This window comes from Limnohabitans sp. DCL3 (assembly GCF_048019295.1).
Taxonomy (GTDB): Bacteria; Pseudomonadota; Gammaproteobacteria; order Burkholderiales; family Burkholderiaceae_C; genus Limnohabitans_A.
This window is the reverse complement of sequence record NZ_CP171842.1, coordinates 1584086-1600267: the sequence shown is the minus strand read 5'-3', so window position 1 is coordinate 1600267 and position 16182 is coordinate 1584086. Positions and strand designations below refer to the sequence as shown.

Annotated in this window: 15 protein-coding genes; 12 read left to right on the top strand and 3 right to left on the bottom strand. The window is 55.6% G+C overall.

Annotated elements, in window-relative coordinates:
• The first annotated feature begins 3 nt into the window (after positions 1-3).
• Positions 4-492 (top strand): molybdenum cofactor biosynthesis protein MoaE, encoded by a 489-nt coding sequence (locus tag ACHEXK_RS07225; protein WP_416548689.1) that lies wholly within the window; start codon positions 4-6, stop codon positions 490-492.
• 46 nt (positions 493-538) lie between these two features.
• Here ACHEXK_RS07225 and ACHEXK_RS07220 read toward each other — a convergent pair whose 3' ends face one another.
• Positions 539-1090, bottom strand: a complete 552-nt coding sequence (locus tag ACHEXK_RS07220) for a hypothetical protein (RefSeq protein ID WP_416548688.1) — start codon at positions 1088-1090, stop codon at positions 539-541.
• 85 nt (positions 1091-1175) lie between these two features.
• Here ACHEXK_RS07220 and clpB point away from each other — a divergent pair, with 85 nt between their 5' ends.
• Positions 1176-3782, top strand: coding sequence for an ATP-dependent chaperone ClpB (gene clpB / locus ACHEXK_RS07215; RefSeq protein WP_416548687.1), 2607 nt, complete (start codon positions 1176-1178; stop codon positions 3780-3782).
• Between the two features lie 73 nt (positions 3783-3855).
• A complete protein-coding gene (locus ACHEXK_RS07210; RefSeq protein ID WP_416548686.1) occupies positions 3856-5559 on the top strand; it encodes a thiamine pyrophosphate-binding protein in 1704 nt (567 codons plus the stop codon).
• A 101-nt stretch (positions 5560-5660) separates the two neighbouring features.
• Here the strand turns inward: ACHEXK_RS07210 and ACHEXK_RS07205 are convergent, their stop codons facing one another.
• Complete coding sequence (locus ACHEXK_RS07205) at positions 5661-6050, bottom strand: SWIB/MDM2 domain-containing protein (RefSeq protein WP_416548685.1); 390 nt, start codon at positions 6048-6050, stop codon at positions 5661-5663.
• A 529-nt stretch (positions 6051-6579) separates the two neighbouring features.
• Here ACHEXK_RS07205 and aceA point away from each other — a divergent pair.
• The 9 genes from aceA to ACHEXK_RS07160 all read left to right on the top strand — a co-directional run bounded on the left by aceA (position 6580) and on the right by ACHEXK_RS07160 (position 15671).
• Positions 6580-7911, top strand: coding sequence for an isocitrate lyase (gene aceA / locus ACHEXK_RS07200; RefSeq protein WP_416548684.1), 1332 nt, complete (start codon positions 6580-6582; stop codon positions 7909-7911).
• A 105-nt stretch (positions 7912-8016) separates the two neighbouring features.
• Positions 8017-9936, top strand: a complete 1920-nt coding sequence (gene thrS / locus ACHEXK_RS07195) for a threonine--tRNA ligase (RefSeq protein WP_416548683.1) — start codon at positions 8017-8019, stop codon at positions 9934-9936.
• Positions 9937-10022: 86 nt separating this feature from the next.
• Positions 10023-10622 carry a translation initiation factor IF-3 gene (gene infC, locus ACHEXK_RS07190; RefSeq protein WP_416548890.1) on the top strand — a complete coding sequence of 200 codons (600 nt, stop codon included), beginning with the start codon at positions 10023-10025 and terminating at the stop codon, positions 10620-10622.
• Between the two features lie 135 nt (positions 10623-10757).
• Positions 10758-10961, top strand: coding sequence for a 50S ribosomal protein L35 (rpmI, locus tag ACHEXK_RS07185; RefSeq protein ID WP_019428895.1), 204 nt, complete (start codon positions 10758-10760; stop codon positions 10959-10961).
• Positions 10962-10986: 25 nt separating this feature from the next.
• Positions 10987-11349, top strand: coding sequence for a 50S ribosomal protein L20 (rplT, locus tag ACHEXK_RS07180; RefSeq protein WP_026036460.1), 363 nt, complete (start codon positions 10987-10989; stop codon positions 11347-11349).
• Between the two features lie 123 nt (positions 11350-11472).
• Positions 11473-12510, top strand: coding sequence for a phenylalanine--tRNA ligase subunit alpha (locus ACHEXK_RS07175; RefSeq protein ID WP_416548682.1), 1038 nt, complete (start codon positions 11473-11475; stop codon positions 12508-12510).
• A gap of 16 nt (positions 12511-12526) precedes the next feature.
• On the top strand, positions 12527-14956 hold the full coding sequence (gene pheT, locus ACHEXK_RS07170; RefSeq protein WP_416548681.1) for a phenylalanine--tRNA ligase subunit beta: 2430 nt from the start codon (positions 12527-12529) through the stop codon (positions 14954-14956).
• 7 nt (positions 14957-14963) lie between these two features.
• Positions 14964-15314: an integration host factor subunit alpha gene (locus tag ACHEXK_RS07165; protein ID WP_416548680.1), complete on the top strand. Its 351-nt coding sequence runs from the start codon at positions 14964-14966 to the stop codon at positions 15312-15314.
• A gap of 24 nt (positions 15315-15338) precedes the next feature.
• Complete coding sequence (locus ACHEXK_RS07160; RefSeq protein ID WP_416548679.1) at positions 15339-15671, top strand: DUF1840 domain-containing protein; 333 nt, start codon at positions 15339-15341, stop codon at positions 15669-15671.
• A 17-nt stretch (positions 15672-15688) separates the two neighbouring features.
• On the opposite strand, the gene ACHEXK_RS07155 is transcribed toward ACHEXK_RS07160, so the two are convergent.
• A complete protein-coding gene (locus tag ACHEXK_RS07155; RefSeq protein ID WP_416548888.1) occupies positions 15689-16153 on the bottom strand; it encodes a DUF192 domain-containing protein in 465 nt (154 codons plus the stop codon).
• Positions 16154-16182 lie beyond the last annotated feature (29 nt).

Here is a 16182-nt window from a genome sequence, read left to right as displayed (position 1 = left end):
GGCATGTGTCCCCAAGTGACGATTCAAACCGAAGACTTCGATGTGTCGCAGGAAATGCAAGCCCTGCGTGCACTGGACCTGCGTGTGGGCGCTGTCTGCAGTTTCATTGGCACCGTGCGCGACACCCGAGCGTTGACCGGGCAGGCTGAAGATGAGGTTCAGGCCATGGAGTTGGAGCATTACCCCGGCATGACCGAGAAGTCGATCGAAGCCATGATCGAGCAAGCCCACCAGCGTTTTGATTTTTATGCAGCCCGAGTGGTGCACCGTGTGGGCCGCTTGTTGCCAGCCGATCAGATTGTTTTGGTGGCTGTGACTTCGGCTCACCGGGGTGAGAGCTTCAAAGCGTGCGAGTTTTTGATGGATTACCTCAAAACACAAGCCCCATTCTGGAAAAAAGAGCAAACGCCACAGGGCGCGCAGTGGGTGGACGCGCGGGTCTCGGACGATGCCGCCTTGGCCCGCTGGGGCATTCAAAGCCAGAACCTGTGATGCTGGCGCAGTGCTGTCGGCTGTTTGGCTGCGACGCGGTTTTTTTTCAGTGTTTGTAAATCGTCGAATCCATGGGCATTGGGTTCGCCGAACCTGTGTTGGGCGCAACTTGGGGTGCTGCCGTGTCCCATGCTGCTTTGACCAGGGTTTCCCGCAGCAAATGGATCAAGCCGTGAACCAACTGGGCTTGCAAATTGAGGTGGCAAGATTGAACGTTGCCCTCGTGTTTGCGCTGAAAAACCAACTCCAAGTTCCCATGGGCTTTCAGGGTCAAATGCACATCCGTGACCAACATGGGTTCTGCGCCTAGGGGGAAGTGCTGCGCGTGCGCCGAGTAAGGGGTGGCGAAATCGGCGTTTTGCAAAAAAACATCGCGCTTGATATCGGTCAAAATTTGTTGCGTACCCGGGTCGGCGGCAGCGACGCCGGGTTGGGTGGCCTCTAAACGGATCACCGACTGGTCCATGGCCGGCAGCAAGCGAAGCACCATGCGACGGGTGATCCAAAAACGAAATTCGTGCGCCTCTTGTGTGTTCAGACGCACCAATAAACGGTCTTGGATCTCATCGTGGCTGACAGAAAGTTGATGGATTTGCATTTCTTGATTTTAGGCAACAAAGCGCTGCTGTAACCGCTTGAAAATGGCCAATCACCCCCAAGCTAGGTCCCATTGGAGAACATTCATGCGCTTAGATAAATTGACCACCAAATTCCACGAAGCCTTGTCCGATGCGCAATCATTGGCGCTCGGCGGTGACCACGCCTACATCGAACCTGCACACGTCTTGTTGGCCATGCTGCAACAAAAAGACGGTCCTAAATCACTGCTGATGCGGGCCGGTGTCCAAGTGCCTGGCCTGTTGCTGGCGGTTGAATCAGCGGTCAAGCGTTTGCCCATCGTCACAGGGCAAGACCAAGTTCAGGTGGGTCCAGATTTGGCCAAACTGCTCCAAGGGGCGGAGAAAGAGTCGATCAAAAGGGGGGACACCTTCATTGCGAGTGAGCTCTTTTTGTTGGCTGTGGCCGATCACAAAGGTGAAATCGGGCGCATCGCCAAAGAACATGGCATGAGCCGAAAGAGCCTAGAGACAGCCATCGATGCCGTTCGTGGCGGCCAAAATGTCGCCAGTGCTGAATCCGAAGGCCAGCGTGAAGCCTTGCAGAAATACTGCATCGATTTGACGGAACGCGCTCGCATGGGCAAGTTGGACCCTGTGATTGGCCGTGATGATGAAATTCGCCGAGCCATCCAGGTGTTGCAGCGCCGCACGAAAAACAACCCCGTGCTCATCGGTGAACCTGGTGTCGGCAAGACCGCGATTGTGGAGGGCTTGGCCCAACGCATCGTCGCGGGCGAGGTGCCCGATTCGCTCAAGGGAAAGCGCGTTTTGTCTTTGGATATGGCCGCTCTACTGGCGGGTGCCAAGTTCCGTGGTGAATTTGAAGAGCGACTCAAAACCGTTCTGAGTGAATTGGCCAAAGACGAAGGGATGACCATTGTCTTCATTGATGAGTTGCACACGATGGTGGGCGCTGGCAAAGCCGAAGGCGCGATGGATGCTGGCAACATGCTCAAACCAGCGCTGGCCCGTGGAGAGTTGCATTGCGTGGGGGCCACCACACTCGATGAGTACCGCAAATACATTGAAAAAGACGCCGCCTTGGAGCGCCGCTTTCAGAAAATATTGGTCAACGAACCCTCTGTCGAGGCCACCATCGCCATTTTGCGTGGGTTGCAAGAAAAGTACGAAATTCACCATGGTGTCGACATCACCGATCCAGCGATTGTGGCAGCGGCTGAGCTGAGTCACCGGTACATCACCGACCGATTCTTGCCGGACAAAGCCATCGACTTGATCGACGAGGCCGCAGCCAAAATCAAAATCGAGATCGATTCAAAGCCGGAGGTCATGGACAAATTGGACCGACGCTTGATCCAACTGCAAATTGAGCGTGAAGCGGTCCGCAAAGAACACGACGAAGCCTCGCAAAAGCGTTTTGCATTGATCGAAGAAGAAATCGACAAACTCAAAAAAGAAGCGGCTGACTTGGAGGAAATTTGGCGCTCAGAAAAGGCCCAAGCCCAAGGGGGCCAGCATGTGCGTGAAGAAATTGACCATTTGCGCCAGCAAATCGAGGACTTGACGCGCAAGGGCGACTTCAACAAAGTGGCTGAGTTGCAGTATGGCAAGCTGCCAGCATTGGAAAAAACGCTCAAAGAAATTCAAGCCAAAGAATCTGCACCGGGTGAAAAACCCGCTCATCGCTTGCTGCGCACGCAAGTGGGCGCCGAAGAAATAGCCGAGGTGGTTTCGCGCGCCACGGGTATCCCCGTGTCCAAAATGATGCAGGGCGAGCGTGAAAAATTGCTTCAGATGGAAGACAAATTACACCAGAGGGTGGTTGGGCAGGATGAGGCCATAGCCGCTGTGGCCAACGCCATCCGCCGATCACGCTCCGGTTTGGCTGACCCCAACCGTCCCACTGGTTCCTTTCTCTTTTTGGGCCCAACCGGCGTTGGTAAAACAGAGTTGTGCAAAGCGTTGGCGGGCTTCCTGTTCGACAGCGAGGACCACTTGATTCGCATGGACATGAGCGAGTTCATGGAAAAGCATTCTGTCGCACGCCTGATCGGTGCGCCGCCCGGTTATGTGGGGTATGAGGAGGGGGGGTATTTGACAGAAGCTGTGCGTCGCAAGCCCTACAGTGTGCTGCTGCTGGACGAGGTGGAAAAGGCCCATCCGGATGTTTTCAACGTCTTGCTCCAAGTGCTCGACGATGGCCGCTTAACGGACGGGCAGGGTCGCACGGTGGACTTTAAAAACACCGTGATTGTGATGACCTCGAATTTGGGCTCTCACTTGATCCAATCCATGGTGGGTCAAGCTGCCGAAGACATCAAAGATGCGGTTTGGGACGAACTCAAGACCCATTTCCGACCTGAGTTTTTGAACCGCATCGATGAAACTGTGGTGTTCCACGGACTTGATGCCCAGCACATTGCCAGCATCGCCCAAATCCAGTTGCAGGTCTTGCAAGCCCGCCTGGCCCGCATGGACTTGAGCTTGAATGTCAGTCCTGCCGCCCTGTCGGAGTTGGCCAAGGTGGGTTTTGACCCGGTCTTTGGGGCACGTCCAATGAAGCGGGCCATCCAGCAACGCTTGGAAAACCCCCTGTCCAAATTGTTGTTGGAAGGGCGTTTCCCGCCCAAATGCAGCATTGAAGTGAATGTAGACCCGGTCCGCAACCCCGGGCTATTTGATTTCAAGGTGGTCGATTACGCAGGTTGATGCCATGCCCTGATGGGGTCTGCACTTGCACGGCTGTGACAGACGGGTGCAAGGCCCATGGGCACAATAGCGCATGACCTCAAAAATTGCTGGCCACTTACTTGTTGAATGCCTCTTGGCCCAAGGCGTCACCCATGCATTTGGCGTGCCTGGAGAAAGCTATCTGGCGGTGTTGGATGGTTTCCATTTGCACCGAGACAGCATCCGATTTGTGACCTGCAGGCAAGAGGGCGGGGCGGCTTTCATGGCCGAGGCTCAAGGCAAGCTCACAGGTCGTCCCGGTATTTGCTTTGTGACCCGTGGCCCGGGCGCTACCAACGCCTCCATTGGCGTGCACACGGCATTCCAGGATTCGACACCCATGGTGTTGTTTGTGGGCGATGTGGCCAGTGACACCCGCGATCGGGAAGCTTTTCAAGAAATGGATTACACCCATTTCTTTGGTCCTTCCACCAAAGGCATGGCCAAGCGGGTCGAGCGCGTAGATGACCCCGAGCGCTTGCCCGAGTACGTTGCCCGCGCCTTCGCGACCGCCATGAATGGTCGACCTGGACCCGTGGTTCTGGTTTTGCCCGAAGACATGCTGACGCAGCCCGTTCAGGCCCAGCCATTGCCGCGCTTGGAGGCCATTCAGGCATGGAGCGACCCGGGTTCTTTGCGCGTGTTGCGTGACATGCTGCTGGCAGCTCGACAGCCCTTGGTGATCGCTGGCGGCGGTGGTTGGACAACACAATCGGCCCAAGCCCTTCAGCGCTTTGCAGAAAATTGGCAGTTGCCAGTCACCAATGCTTTCCGTTTCCAAGACACCTTTGACAACCACCACCCCTTGTATGCCGGTGACGTGGGCATCGGCATTGGACCCGCCTTGGCGCAGCGCGTTCGGGATGCAGATTTGATTTTGGCCATCGGTCCACGGTTGGGTGAAATGACCACGGGGGGCTACACCTTGCTGCAAGCCCCTCAAACACACCAAAAGCTGGTGCATATCCATGCCAGTGCCGAAGAGCTCAACCGGGTTTACCAGGCTGACTTGGCCATACATGCCACCATGAATGCAGCAGCCCGCAGTCTGGAGGTCTTGACTGCCCCCCCCGAGTTGCCTTGGACGCATTGGACCGAGGCTGCGCATGCGGACTATCTGGTCAACTTGCAGCCGCAAGCGCTGCCCGGTCTGATCGACATGCCCGCCATCGTCGCGTCACTTCAGAAGCATTTACCCGCCGATGCGGTGCTCACCAACGGTGCGGGTAATTTTGCCAGTTGGGTACACCGGTTTTTCAAACACCATGGTTGGGTGAAAGGCCATAAGACACAGTTAGCACCCACCGTGGGTGCCATGGGCTATGGCGTTCCTGCAGGCATTGCAGCCAACTTGTTGACCGGGCGTGTTGCCTTGACGATGGCGGGTGATGGTGACTTTTTGATGAACGGTCAAGAGCTTGCCACAGCGGTTCAACATGGCGGCAAAAGCATCATCGTCTTGCTCAACAACGGCATGTACGGCACCATCCGCATGCACCAGGAGCGGGAATACCCCCGGCATGTCACCGGATCAGCGCTGCAAAATCCTGATTTTGTGGCTTTGGCCCAAGCCTATGGTTATGCAGGCGTTCGCATCGAGCGGACCGAAGGTTTTGAGACAGCGCTGCTGGAGGCACTTGCACGACCTCAAGGCACGCTGATCGAAGTGGTCCTCGACCCTGAAGTGATCACGACGCGTGGCACCTTGAGCGCCATCACCCAAGCGGCATTGGCCAAGCACGCGTCTCCAAGTTGATCGCGCCTGTGTTGTTTATTCAGTGGCACCTTGGAAACCTCTGACACCATGAAAAAAACCCGCCTTGGCGGGTTTTTTTCATGGTCAAAGACCCCGCTGAATCACTTCAGGTGTTTGCCAATCAAGCCTGCCATCTCAAACATGGTGACTTGGGGTTTACCGAAGACAGCCTTGAGTTTGTCGTCGGCGTTGATGGCGCGGCGGTTCACGCTGTCTTGCAGGTTGTGTTTTTTGATGTAGACCCACATTTTGCTGACCACTTCAGTGCGTGGCAGCGGAGTGGCACCCACCACAGCGGCCAATTCAGCGCTGGGGGTCAAAGCCTTCATGAACGCGGGGTTGGGCGTGCGCTTGGCAGCAGGGGCGGCTTTTTTGGCTGGCGCCTTTGGAGCGCTAACAGCCACTTTTTTAGCGGGAGCAGCTTTTTTGGCTGGGGCTGTTTTTCCAGCTGGAGCCGCTTTTTTTGCCGGGGTTTTTTTCGCAGTTGCCATGATGATGTTCCTTGAATCGGAAGAGAGTTCGTCGCTGAGTCACAGTTTGTTTTCAGCTGCTTGCATGCTACTGGAGAATCAGTTCCTTTCCAACCGAAATTCTCTTTTTTCTATAGGGGTTGATCCCGAGTCATGGATGCTTGCTTGATTTGTCCACCCAAGACTTTCTGTCTTCACGCCTTTGTCACACCCTGGACGCAATCAACCGTCATCAAAAGCATCGCACTGCTGTCATCCAAGGCCTGAGCCCTTGCTGTGCTGAGCGTGGTTTTTTCATTCGGTGCCAATTTATTTCGCATTGCAAAAAAATTTTAGGTGATGGCTTGTTAATTTTTCTCAATATGGAAAAAATATATTCATATAGTGAAATTAGATTTGCAAGACGTTGTTTTTAAACAAGAAAAAATATGTCTTGTATAAGACATAAGAATGGTTTTGAGTCTTCTATAAGAGTTATGATTGCATCACCGATAAAGCAGAATTCGCTGCCCAAATCGCCCGATTTCAACTTGACTTCAGGAGTCTCACCATGCCAGCCAACCTCACCCAACAATTGAGCCGTGAACAGCAAATTGCCGCCCTCGAAAAAGACTGGGCAACCAACCCACGCTGGAAAGGCGTCAAGCGCGGTTACTCCGCAGCCGATGTCGTGCGTTTGCGCGGCAGCATGCCCATCGAGCACACGCTGGCCAAGCGCGGCGCTGAAAAACTGTGGGAAAAAATCAATGACGGTGCCAAAAAAGGCTATGTCAATGCTTTTGGCGCCATCAGCGCAGGCCAAGCCATGCAACAAGCCAAGGCCGGCTTGGAAGCTGTTTACCTGTCAGGCTGGCAAGTGGCTGCTGACGGCAACACCTCTGAAACCATGTACCCCGACCAGTCGCTGTATGCGTACGACTCGGTGCCCACCATGGTTCGCCGCATCAACAACACCTTCAAGCGTGCTGATGAAATCCAGTGGGGCCGTGGCATTGAGCCAGGCTCCAAGGAGTTCATTGATTACTTCTTGCCCATCGTGGCCGATGCTGAAGCCGGTTTCGGCGGTGTTTTGAACGCCTTCGAACTGATGAAGAACATGATCGCCTCAGGCGCTGCTGGCGTCCATTTCGAAGACCAATTGGCTGCTGTGAAAAAATGCGGTCACATGGGCGGCAAAGTGTTGGTCCCGACACAAGAAGCTTGCGAAAAGTTGATCTCTGCCCGTTTCGCGGCCGACGTGATGGGTGTGTCCACCATCGTGTTGGCCCGAACCGACGCTGAAGCGGCCAATTTGATCACCTCCGACCATGATGCCAATGACAAGCCTTTCTTGACCGGTGAACGCACTCAAGAAGGTTTCTACCGTGTGAAAAACGGCTTGGAGCAAGCCATCAGCCGTGGCGTGGCGTATGCCCCTTACGCTGATTTGGTGTGGTGCGAAACAGGCGTGCCAGACATCGGCTTCGCCCGCGAATTCGCACAAGCCGTTCATGCTGCCTGCCCCGGTAAGCTCTTGTCTTACAACTGCTCGCCATCGTTCAACTGGAAGAAAAACCTCAACGACAGCCAAATTGCATCCTTCCAGGACGACTTGTCGGCGTTGGGCTACAAGTACCAGTTCATCACATTGGCTGGTATCCATATCAACTGGTTCAACACTTTCCAATTTGCCCACGCTTACGCCCGCGGCGAAGGCATGAAGCACTACACAGAAATGGTGCAAGAGCCCGAATTCGCCGCCCGCGACAAGGGTTACACCTTCGTGTCGCACCAGCAAGAAGTCGGCGCAGGCTACTTCGACGACGTGACCACCGTGATCCAAGGCGGTTCATCTTCTGTGAAAGCCCTGACCGGTTCGACCGAAGAAGAGCAGTTCCACTGATCTGCTGACCCATCGGATCAAGGCGAGGGCGGCTAAAATCCGTCCTCAGCGTTTAGTCACATCCTCCAAGCGCGGCCTTTGCCGCGCTTTTTTACTTGTACACACATGGTTCAGATCACACTTCCCGACGGTTCATTGCGCGAGTTTCCTGGCCCGGTGACGGTGGCCGAGGTCGCCGCTTCGATTGGCGCAGGCTTGGCCAAGGCTGCTTTGGGTGGCAGGGTCAATGGACAGCTGGTTGACACCAGCTTCGTCGTTTCCGCGAATTCGCAAGTGGCGATCGTGACAGCCAAAGATGCAGAAGGGCTGGAGTTGATCCGCCATTCTTCTGCCCACTTGTTGGCCTATGCCGTCAAGTCTTTGTTTCCAGACGCGCAAGTCACGATCGGGCCAGTGATCGATAACGGCTTTTATTATGATTTTTCTTACAGCCGCCCGTTCACGCCAGAAGATTTGGTTGCGATTGAAAAACGCATGAGCGAATTGGCCGCCAAAGACGAGCCTGTCTTGCGCCGAGTTTTGCCACGTGACGAGGCTGTCGCACATTTCAAAGCGATGGGTGAAAACTACAAGGCCGAGATCATCGGCAGCATTCCGGCAGACCAAGAAGTCAGCTTGTACCGCGAAGGTGATTTTGAAGACTTGTGCCGTGGCCCGCACGTGCCCAGCACCGGCAAGCTCAAGCATTTCAAATTGATGAAGGTGGCCGGTGCATATTGGCGCGGGGACAGCAAGAATGAAATGCTGCAACGCGTGTATGGAACAGCTTGGGCCAGCAAGGAGGACTTGCAGCTTTATTTGACGCGTCTCGAAGAGGCCGAAAAACGCGACCACCGCAAACTGGGGCGGGAACTGGATTTGTTCCACATTGACGAGCATGCGCCGGGCCTGGTGTTTTGGCACCCCAAAGGCTGGACGGTTTGGCAAACGGTCGAGCAATACATGCGCCAGGTGTACCGTGACAGCGGCTACCAAGAGGTCAAAGGCCCCCAAATTCTGGACAAGTCGCTTTGGGAAAAAACGGGCCATTGGGACAAGTACCGCGACAACATGTTCACGACCGAGTCGGAAAAGCGCGACTACGCCTTGAAACCGATGAATTGCCCCGGTCACATCCTGATTTTCAAGCAGGGTATCAAGAGTTACCGTGACTTGCCCTTGCGCTACGGCGAATTTGGCCAGTGCCACCGCAATGAACCTTCGGGTGGCTTGCACGGCATCATGCGTGTGCGCGGTTTTACCCAAGACGATGGCCACATTTTTTGCACTGAAGACCAAATTCTGCCCGAGTGCGACACCTTCACCAAGGTGCTCAAGAAGGTGTATGCCGACTTCGGCTTTAGCGATATCCTCTACAAGGTCTCGACACGGCCAGCAGCGCGCATTGGCTCGGACGAACTGTGGGACAAGGCGGAAAAAGCATTGATGGACAGCTTGCGCCACTCCGGATGTGAATTTGTCATTTCTGAAGGTGATGGTGCTTTTTATGGCCCCAAGATTGAATACACCCTGAAAGATGCCATTGGGCGTGAGTGGCAGTGCGGCACGATTCAGGTCGATTTCAACCTGTCCGAACGGCTGGATGCTGAATACACGGCCGAGGACGGGTCGCGTCAACGCCCCGTGATCTTGCACCGTGCCATCGTCGGCAGCATGGAGCGTTTCATCGGTATTTTGGTAGAGCAGCATGCCGGTGCTTTGCCAACATGGCTGGCGCCCATACAGGTGTCCGTGCTCAACATCACCGATGCACAGGCCGATTACTGTCGTGAAATCGCAGCAAAACTGCAAAAATCGGTGTCAAATCAAGGCCTTAGGGTCGAATTGGACCTGCGTAACGAGAAAATCACGTATAAAATACGCGAGCATTCGTTGCAAAAGCTGCCTTACATCCTTGTCGCTGGCGACAAAGAAAAGGCGGCAGGTACCGTCGCAGTGCGCGCCCGAGGCAACAAAGACCTCGGTGTGATGTCGATCGATGCGTTCATTGAACACATGGCAGCCGACATTGCTTCTAAAGCCTGAAGGTGAGTTTCGCCACAAGCTTTGGCCCGTGGGCACAAAGATGGATGGGCTGCTTGTTGCAGTTTTGTTCCGTAAAGGATTGAGTCATCGCTACCGAATTTCGTGATCGTCGCCACCGCGAAGAACGTAAACACCGTTTGAACCGTGAAATCATGGCCCCAGAGGTTCGTGTTTCTGGTCCTGAAAATGAGCCGATGGGCATTTTGTCCTTGGCTGAAGCTTTGCGTCTCGCAGGTGAAATGGATGTGGACCTGGTTGAAATCGCCGCCACAGCCACCCCTCCGGTTTGTCGTTTGATGGATTACGGCAAGTTCAAATACCAAGAGCAAAAGCGGGCGGCGGAAGCCAAAGCCAAGCAAACGGTCATTGACATCAAGGAAGTCAAATTCCGTCCTGGTACCGACGATGGTGACTACAACATCAAGATGCGCAATATCCGCCGATTTCTGGCGGATGGCGACAAATGCAAGATCACTTTGCGTTTTCGCGGTCGCGAGATCACCCACCAAGAGTTGGGAATGGCCTTGTTGAATCGGATTCGTGACGAATTGGCCGACACGATCATTGTGGAGCAGTTTCCAAAGTTGGAAGGCCGGCAAATGATCATGATGATTGCGCCAGGCCGCAAGAAACCTGCCAGCGGCGGTAAACCTGCAGATGCGTCTGCACCTGCTGAATCGGCTTGAAAAGAATTTGACCGGCTCTCGGGCTGGTCGAATCAAGAGTCACCTTCGGGCGGCTTTTGTTAAAAGTGGCTCGGGGCCAACAAGGCTGTGAATTTTTCACAGACGCCTCACGAGCACAAATAAAGGAGCATTGACATGCCCAAGATGAAGACCAAAAGCAGTGCTAAAAAGCGCTTCCGTGTTCGTCCCGGTGGAACCGTTAAACGCGGACAAGCCTTCAAACGTCACATCCTGACCAAGAAGACCACCAAAAACAAGCGCCACCTTCGCGGTGCAGTGGCTGTGCATGAGACCAATATGGGTCACATCGCTCAGATGCTGCCCATGGCTGGCCTGTAATTACTGACGAACAAGGAGAATAAATATGCCTCGCGTTAAACGTGGTGTAACGGCGCGCGCCCGTCACAAGAAAGTTCTGGCCCTTGCAAAAGGTTTCCGCGGTCGCCGCGGCAATGTCTTCCGTATCGCCAAACAGGCGGTGATGAAGGCTGGCCAATACGCCTACCGTGACCGCCGCACCAAAAAGCGTGTGTTCCGTCAGTTGTGGATTGCCCGTATCAACGCCGCTGCGCGTGAATGCGGTCTGACCTACAGCCAGTTCGCCAACGGCTTGAAGAAGGCTGCTATCGAAATCGACCGTAAGATGCTGGCGGACATCGCCGTGCACGACAAGGCCGCTTTTGCTGGCATCGTGAACCAAGTCAAAGCCAAGCTGGCCGCCGCTTGAGTTCATGCGTGGCATGGACTGAGGGTCCGTGTCACGCACTCGATCAAAGGGATTGAGGCTCGCAAAAGCTTCAGTCCCTTTTTTATTCCTCCATTTACAGATCCCCCACCGATCTCCCACACCATGAACGAGTTGGACACCCTGGTCGAATCCGCCCGCCAGAGTTTTGTGCAGGCACTGACACCTGCTGACCTCGAAAACGCCAAAGCCCAATTTTTGGGCAAAGCTGGACGCATCACAGAGTTGATGAAAGGCATGGCTGCATTGAGCGTGGATGAGAAGAAAACCCGTGGTGCATCCATCAACCTTGCCAAGCAAGCGATTGAGGCCGCACTCAGTGACAGACGCCAAGCACTGGCCGAGAACGAGTTGCAAACGCAGCTCAAGGCCGAGGCGCTGGATGTCACTTTGCCTGGTCGCAGCGCCAATGTGGGCGGTCTGCACCCCGTCTCGCTCACGCTCGAGCGGGTCGAAAACATTTTTGGCTCCATGGGCTTTGAAGTGGCCCAGGGCCCCGAGATTGAGACCGACTGGTTCAACTTCACTGCGCTCAACACGCCTGAAGACCATCCGGCCCGCTCCATGCACGACACGTTCTATGTGGAAGGTGGCCATCTCCTGCGCACGCACACCAGCCCCATGCAGATTCGTCATGCGGTGCAACATGTCAAGCGTTACAAGAACCAACTCGACGCCGGTCAAGGGATGCCTGAAATTCGCGTCATTGCGCCAGGCCGTACCTACCGTGTGGACTCCGATGCGACCCACTCGCCCATGTTCCACCAGTGTGAAGGCCTGTGGATTGGTGAGAACGTGAGTTTCAAAGACCTCAAGGTCGTGGTCACCGACTTTTGCCGCACCTTCTTCGAAAGCGATGACTTGGTCTTACGCTTCCGTCCCAGTTTTTTCCCCTTCACAGAACCCAGCGCCGAGATCGACATCCAGTTTCAGAGCGGCCCTTTGGCCGGTCGCTGGCTCGAAGTGGGTGGCTCTGGCCAAGTGCACCCGAACGTGGTGCGCAACATGGGCCTCGAGCCCGAACAGTTCATCGGATTTGCCTTCGGCATGGGCATGGACCGCTTCACCATGCTGCGCTACGGCGTGAACGACCTGCGTCTGTTCTTTGATGGCGACATTCGTTTTCTGAGCCAATTCCAGTAAATCCTGAGACCGAGACATGCAATTTCCTGAATCCTGGTTACGCGAGTTCTGCAACCCGCCTTTGACGACCCAGCAATTGGCCGACACTCTGACCATGGCCGGTCTCGAAGTGGAAGAGCTCGAGCCTGTGGCCCCGCCATTCACAAAGATCGTGGTCGGTGAAATCAAGGAAGCCGTGCAGCACCCCAACGCCGACCGCCTGCGCGTGTGCCAGGTGGACGTGGGGCAGGGCAGTCTGCTGAATATCGTGTGTGGCGCACCCAACGCCCGTGTGGGTATCCGGGTGCCTTGCGCCATGGTGGGGGCTGAGTTGCCCCCAGGTGAAGACGGCAAGCCTTTTTTCATCAAGGTGGGCAAGTTGCGCGGTGTCGAAAGCCAGGGCATGCTGTGCTCGGCCAAAGAGCTCAAGATCGCTGACGATCACGGCGGTTTGCTGGAGTTGCCCGCTGACGCTCCTTTGGGTGAGGACATTCGCCAATATTTGAATCTTGACGACACCCTGATGACGCTCAAGCTCACGCCTAACTTGGCGCATTGCCTGAGCGTGTATGGCATCGCTCGGGAAGTCTCAGCGTTGACCGGCACGCCTTTGAAAGCCCCGACTTTTCCCGTTCTGTCCCCACAGATCAGCGACAAGCTGACTGTGAAGGTGATGTCACCTGACTTGTGCGGTCGCTTCAGTGGTCGGATCGTCAAGGGCCTGAACACGAAGGCCCCAACTCCGGCTTGGATGGTGGAGCGCCTGGCGCGTTGCGGCCAGCGCAGCGTCAGTCCATTGGTGGACATTTCCAACTACGTGATGTTCGAGTTGGGTCGACCCTCGCACATTTTTGACTTGGACAAGATCCATGGAGGCCTGCAGGTTCGATGGGGTCAGCCCGGTGAGTCGCTCAAGCTGCTCAACGGCAACACCGTGACCGTCGACGACAAGGTGGGTGTGATCGCAGACGACAGCCAGGTGGAGTCGTTGGCCGGCATCATGGGGGGCGATGCCACTGCCGTGTCTGACGAAACCCAAAACATTTACATTGAAGCCGCTTTCTGGTGGCCAACAGCCATCGCTGGCCGCTCACGCCGTTACAACTTCTCGACCGATGCAGGCCACCGATTTGAACGTGGTGTGGATCCGCAACTGACGGTCGAGCACATCGAGCGCATCACCCAATTGGTACTGGCCATTTGCGGTACGCCGGATACACAAGTCGGCCCGGTTGACGATCAGACGCTCAGCCTCCCGACCATTTCCCCTGTCACGCTGCGCGTGGCACGTGCGGTCAAAGTCATTGGCATGCCCTTGACCCAAGCGCAATGCGCTGACGCATTGCGTGAATTGGGCCTGCAAGTGAGCGAAGGCGAGGGCATCGTCACCGTGACGCCGCCGAGCTTCCGGTTCGATTTACAGCTCGAAGAAGATCTGATTGAGGAAGTGGCCCGCATGGTGGGCTACAACAACCTGCCCACCACCCCCCCGCTGGCCCCCATCACCGCCAAGGTCCGACGTGAGACCGAGCGCAGCCCCTCTGCCGTGCGTCGCGCCATCGCGGCTTTGGGCTACCAAGAAACCATCAATTACAGCTTTGTCGAAGAAAGCTGGGAGCGCGATTTGGCGGGCAACGCCAATCCGATCCGCTTGCTCAACCCCATCGCCAGCCAGATGAGTGTGATGCGCTCAAGCCTGATGGGTTCGCTGCTGCAGGTTGTCAAGTTCAATGCCGACCGCAAGGCTGACCGCGTGCGTGTGTTCGAACTGGGCCGCGTGTTCTTGCGCAATGGCATGGTCCAAAGCACCGACAGCTCGGTGGCGGGCTTTGAACAGCCCTTGCACGTGGCAGGCATGGCTTGGGGGCCCGTTGACCCCTTGGGCTGGCAAGGCAAGGCCCGCCATGTCGATTTTTATGATGTGAAGGCCGATGTGGAGCGATTGCTGGCACCGCGCAAGGCAGAATTTTTGGCGGCGGAGCACCCTGCGCTGCATCCTGGACGCTCTGCCTGTGTGGTGCTCGATGGCATGGTCATTGGCCATGTTGGCGAGCTGCATCCACGCTGGCGTCAGGCTTGGGAGTTGAGCAGTGCCCCCGTGGTGTTTGAGTTGTCTCTTGAAGCGGTCATGTCACGCAAAGTCCCGGTGGCGCATAGCGTGGCCAAGCACCAAGCCGTAGAGCGCGACATCGCGGTCATCGTGAGTGAGTCGGTGACCCATGCTCAATTGATCAATGCCATTCGCATGGCCCCGACCCAAGGCCTCTTGCGTGATGCCGTCTTGTTTGACATCTACCGCCCCAAGGCTGAAGCGACCGGTGGGTTGGCGATGGGCGAGAAGAGCCTGGCTGTTCGCCTGTCCTTGCACAGCGAAGAGGCCACACTGACCGAAGTTCAAATCGAAGCGGCCATGAGTGCGGTGATGGCCGAATTGACGCAACAACTCGCTGCTCGACTGCGTTCTTGAGATCGCCATGCAAATCAGTTTTGAATCACTGGAAACACCTGCGCTGACCAAGGCGCACCTGGCCGATTTGCTGTTCGAGCAAATTGGTCTGAACAAGCGTGAATCCAAAGACATGGTGGACGCTTTTTTTGATTTGGTCGTAGACCGTCTGATTTCGGGCGATGACGTCAAGATTTCAGGTTTTGGCAACTTCCAGATCCGCACCAAGGCCGCGCGCCCTGGACGCAATCCGCGCACAGGTGAATTGATTCCTATTGATGCACGTCGTGTTGCCACCTTCCATGCGAGCCATAAACTCAAAGCCTTGATTCAGGGCGATGCTGTTGACGACGAAGGTGTGGAGATGGTGGGCCGCTGAATCATTCACCGATGGGAGCCCCACATGTTGTTCAAATTCAAATCCAAAGCGGCCAGCGACCTGATCATGCTCGAGCCCGACGCCAGGGCTTTGCTTCTCATGATGTTGGGTAACGATCCTGTCAAAGGCATCGTTTTGGCGCATGATTTGCCCGCCACGATAGCCCGTTTGGAATCGGCATTGGCCGAAGCCTCGGCCAACGGTCGAGAACACCCTCAAAATGGCTTGTCACCCGAAAATCAGGACACCGATGCTGAGAGCCCTCTCCCGGTGCCACTCGGCCAAAGAGCAGCCCCTATGCTTCAAATGCTCAAACGGTGTTTGGCCGAAAAATCGGATCTGGTTTGGGGTGTTTAACTCAGCACAAGGGCAAGTCAGCGTTTGAAGACTTGACCGCTCAATTGATAGCCGGCTTTGATTTGCCTTTTGGTAAACCAGCCTGCGTTCATCTCCAATACGAAGCGAACGGGTTTTTCAGAGCAGTGTGAATCGTCACTTTGCGGCTTCATGTCAGCGATGTTCACAACGGTCCCGTCGTCGGCCACAAAAGCGGCCGACAAAGGGATCAAGGTGTTGCGCATCCAAAAGCACTGTTGGGCGGCTTGTTCAAAAATAAACAACATGCCTTCGTGTTGCGGCATGTCCTGGCGCCACATCAGCCCTATTTGTCGCTGTTGTGGTGTTTGGGCCAACTGAACGTCCAAGAGGTGCATGCCTGCTTTCAATTGGGTTCGGGGAAGTTGCAGCTGTGGCCCTGTCTGCGCCAGAACTTGCAAGGCAAGCCCGGCCGCCGCGAGGACGACAACGCGGCGCCCCGTTGGAACTGCCTGTGTGCGCAGAAAGTGGAAGGTGTTAGAACACAGACGGG

Bases quoted from the DNA above. Each gene is read 5' to 3' on its own strand.
- ACHEXK_RS07225 (WP_416548689.1), top strand. From the start codon at position 4: ATGTGTCCCCAAGTGACGATTCAAACCGAAGACTTCGATGTGTCGCAG.
- ACHEXK_RS07220 (WP_416548688.1), bottom strand. From the start codon at position 1,090: ATGCAAATCCATCAACTTTCTGTCAGCCACGATGAGATCCAAGACCGT.
- clpB (WP_416548687.1), top strand. From the start codon at position 1,176: ATGCGCTTAGATAAATTGACCACCAAATTCCACGAAGCCTTGTCCGAT.
- ACHEXK_RS07210 (WP_416548686.1), top strand. From the start codon at position 3,856: ATGACCTCAAAAATTGCTGGCCACTTACTTGTTGAATGCCTCTTGGCC.
- ACHEXK_RS07205 (WP_416548685.1), bottom strand. From the start codon at position 6,050: ATGGCAACTGCGAAAAAAACCCCGGCAAAAAAAGCGGCTCCAGCTGGA.
- aceA (WP_416548684.1), top strand. From the start codon at position 6,580: ATGCCAGCCAACCTCACCCAACAATTGAGCCGTGAACAGCAAATTGCC.
- thrS (WP_416548683.1), top strand. From the start codon at position 8,017: ATGGTTCAGATCACACTTCCCGACGGTTCATTGCGCGAGTTTCCTGGC.
- rpmI (WP_019428895.1), top strand. From the start codon at position 10,758: ATGCCCAAGATGAAGACCAAAAGCAGTGCTAAAAAGCGCTTCCGTGTT.
- rplT (WP_026036460.1), top strand. From the start codon at position 10,987: ATGCCTCGCGTTAAACGTGGTGTAACGGCGCGCGCCCGTCACAAGAAA.
- ACHEXK_RS07175 (WP_416548682.1), top strand. From the start codon at position 11,473: ATGAACGAGTTGGACACCCTGGTCGAATCCGCCCGCCAGAGTTTTGTG.
- pheT (WP_416548681.1), top strand. From the start codon at position 12,527: ATGCAATTTCCTGAATCCTGGTTACGCGAGTTCTGCAACCCGCCTTTG.
- ACHEXK_RS07165 (WP_416548680.1), top strand. From the start codon at position 14,964: ATGCAAATCAGTTTTGAATCACTGGAAACACCTGCGCTGACCAAGGCG.
- ACHEXK_RS07160 (WP_416548679.1), top strand. From the start codon at position 15,339: ATGTTGTTCAAATTCAAATCCAAAGCGGCCAGCGACCTGATCATGCTC.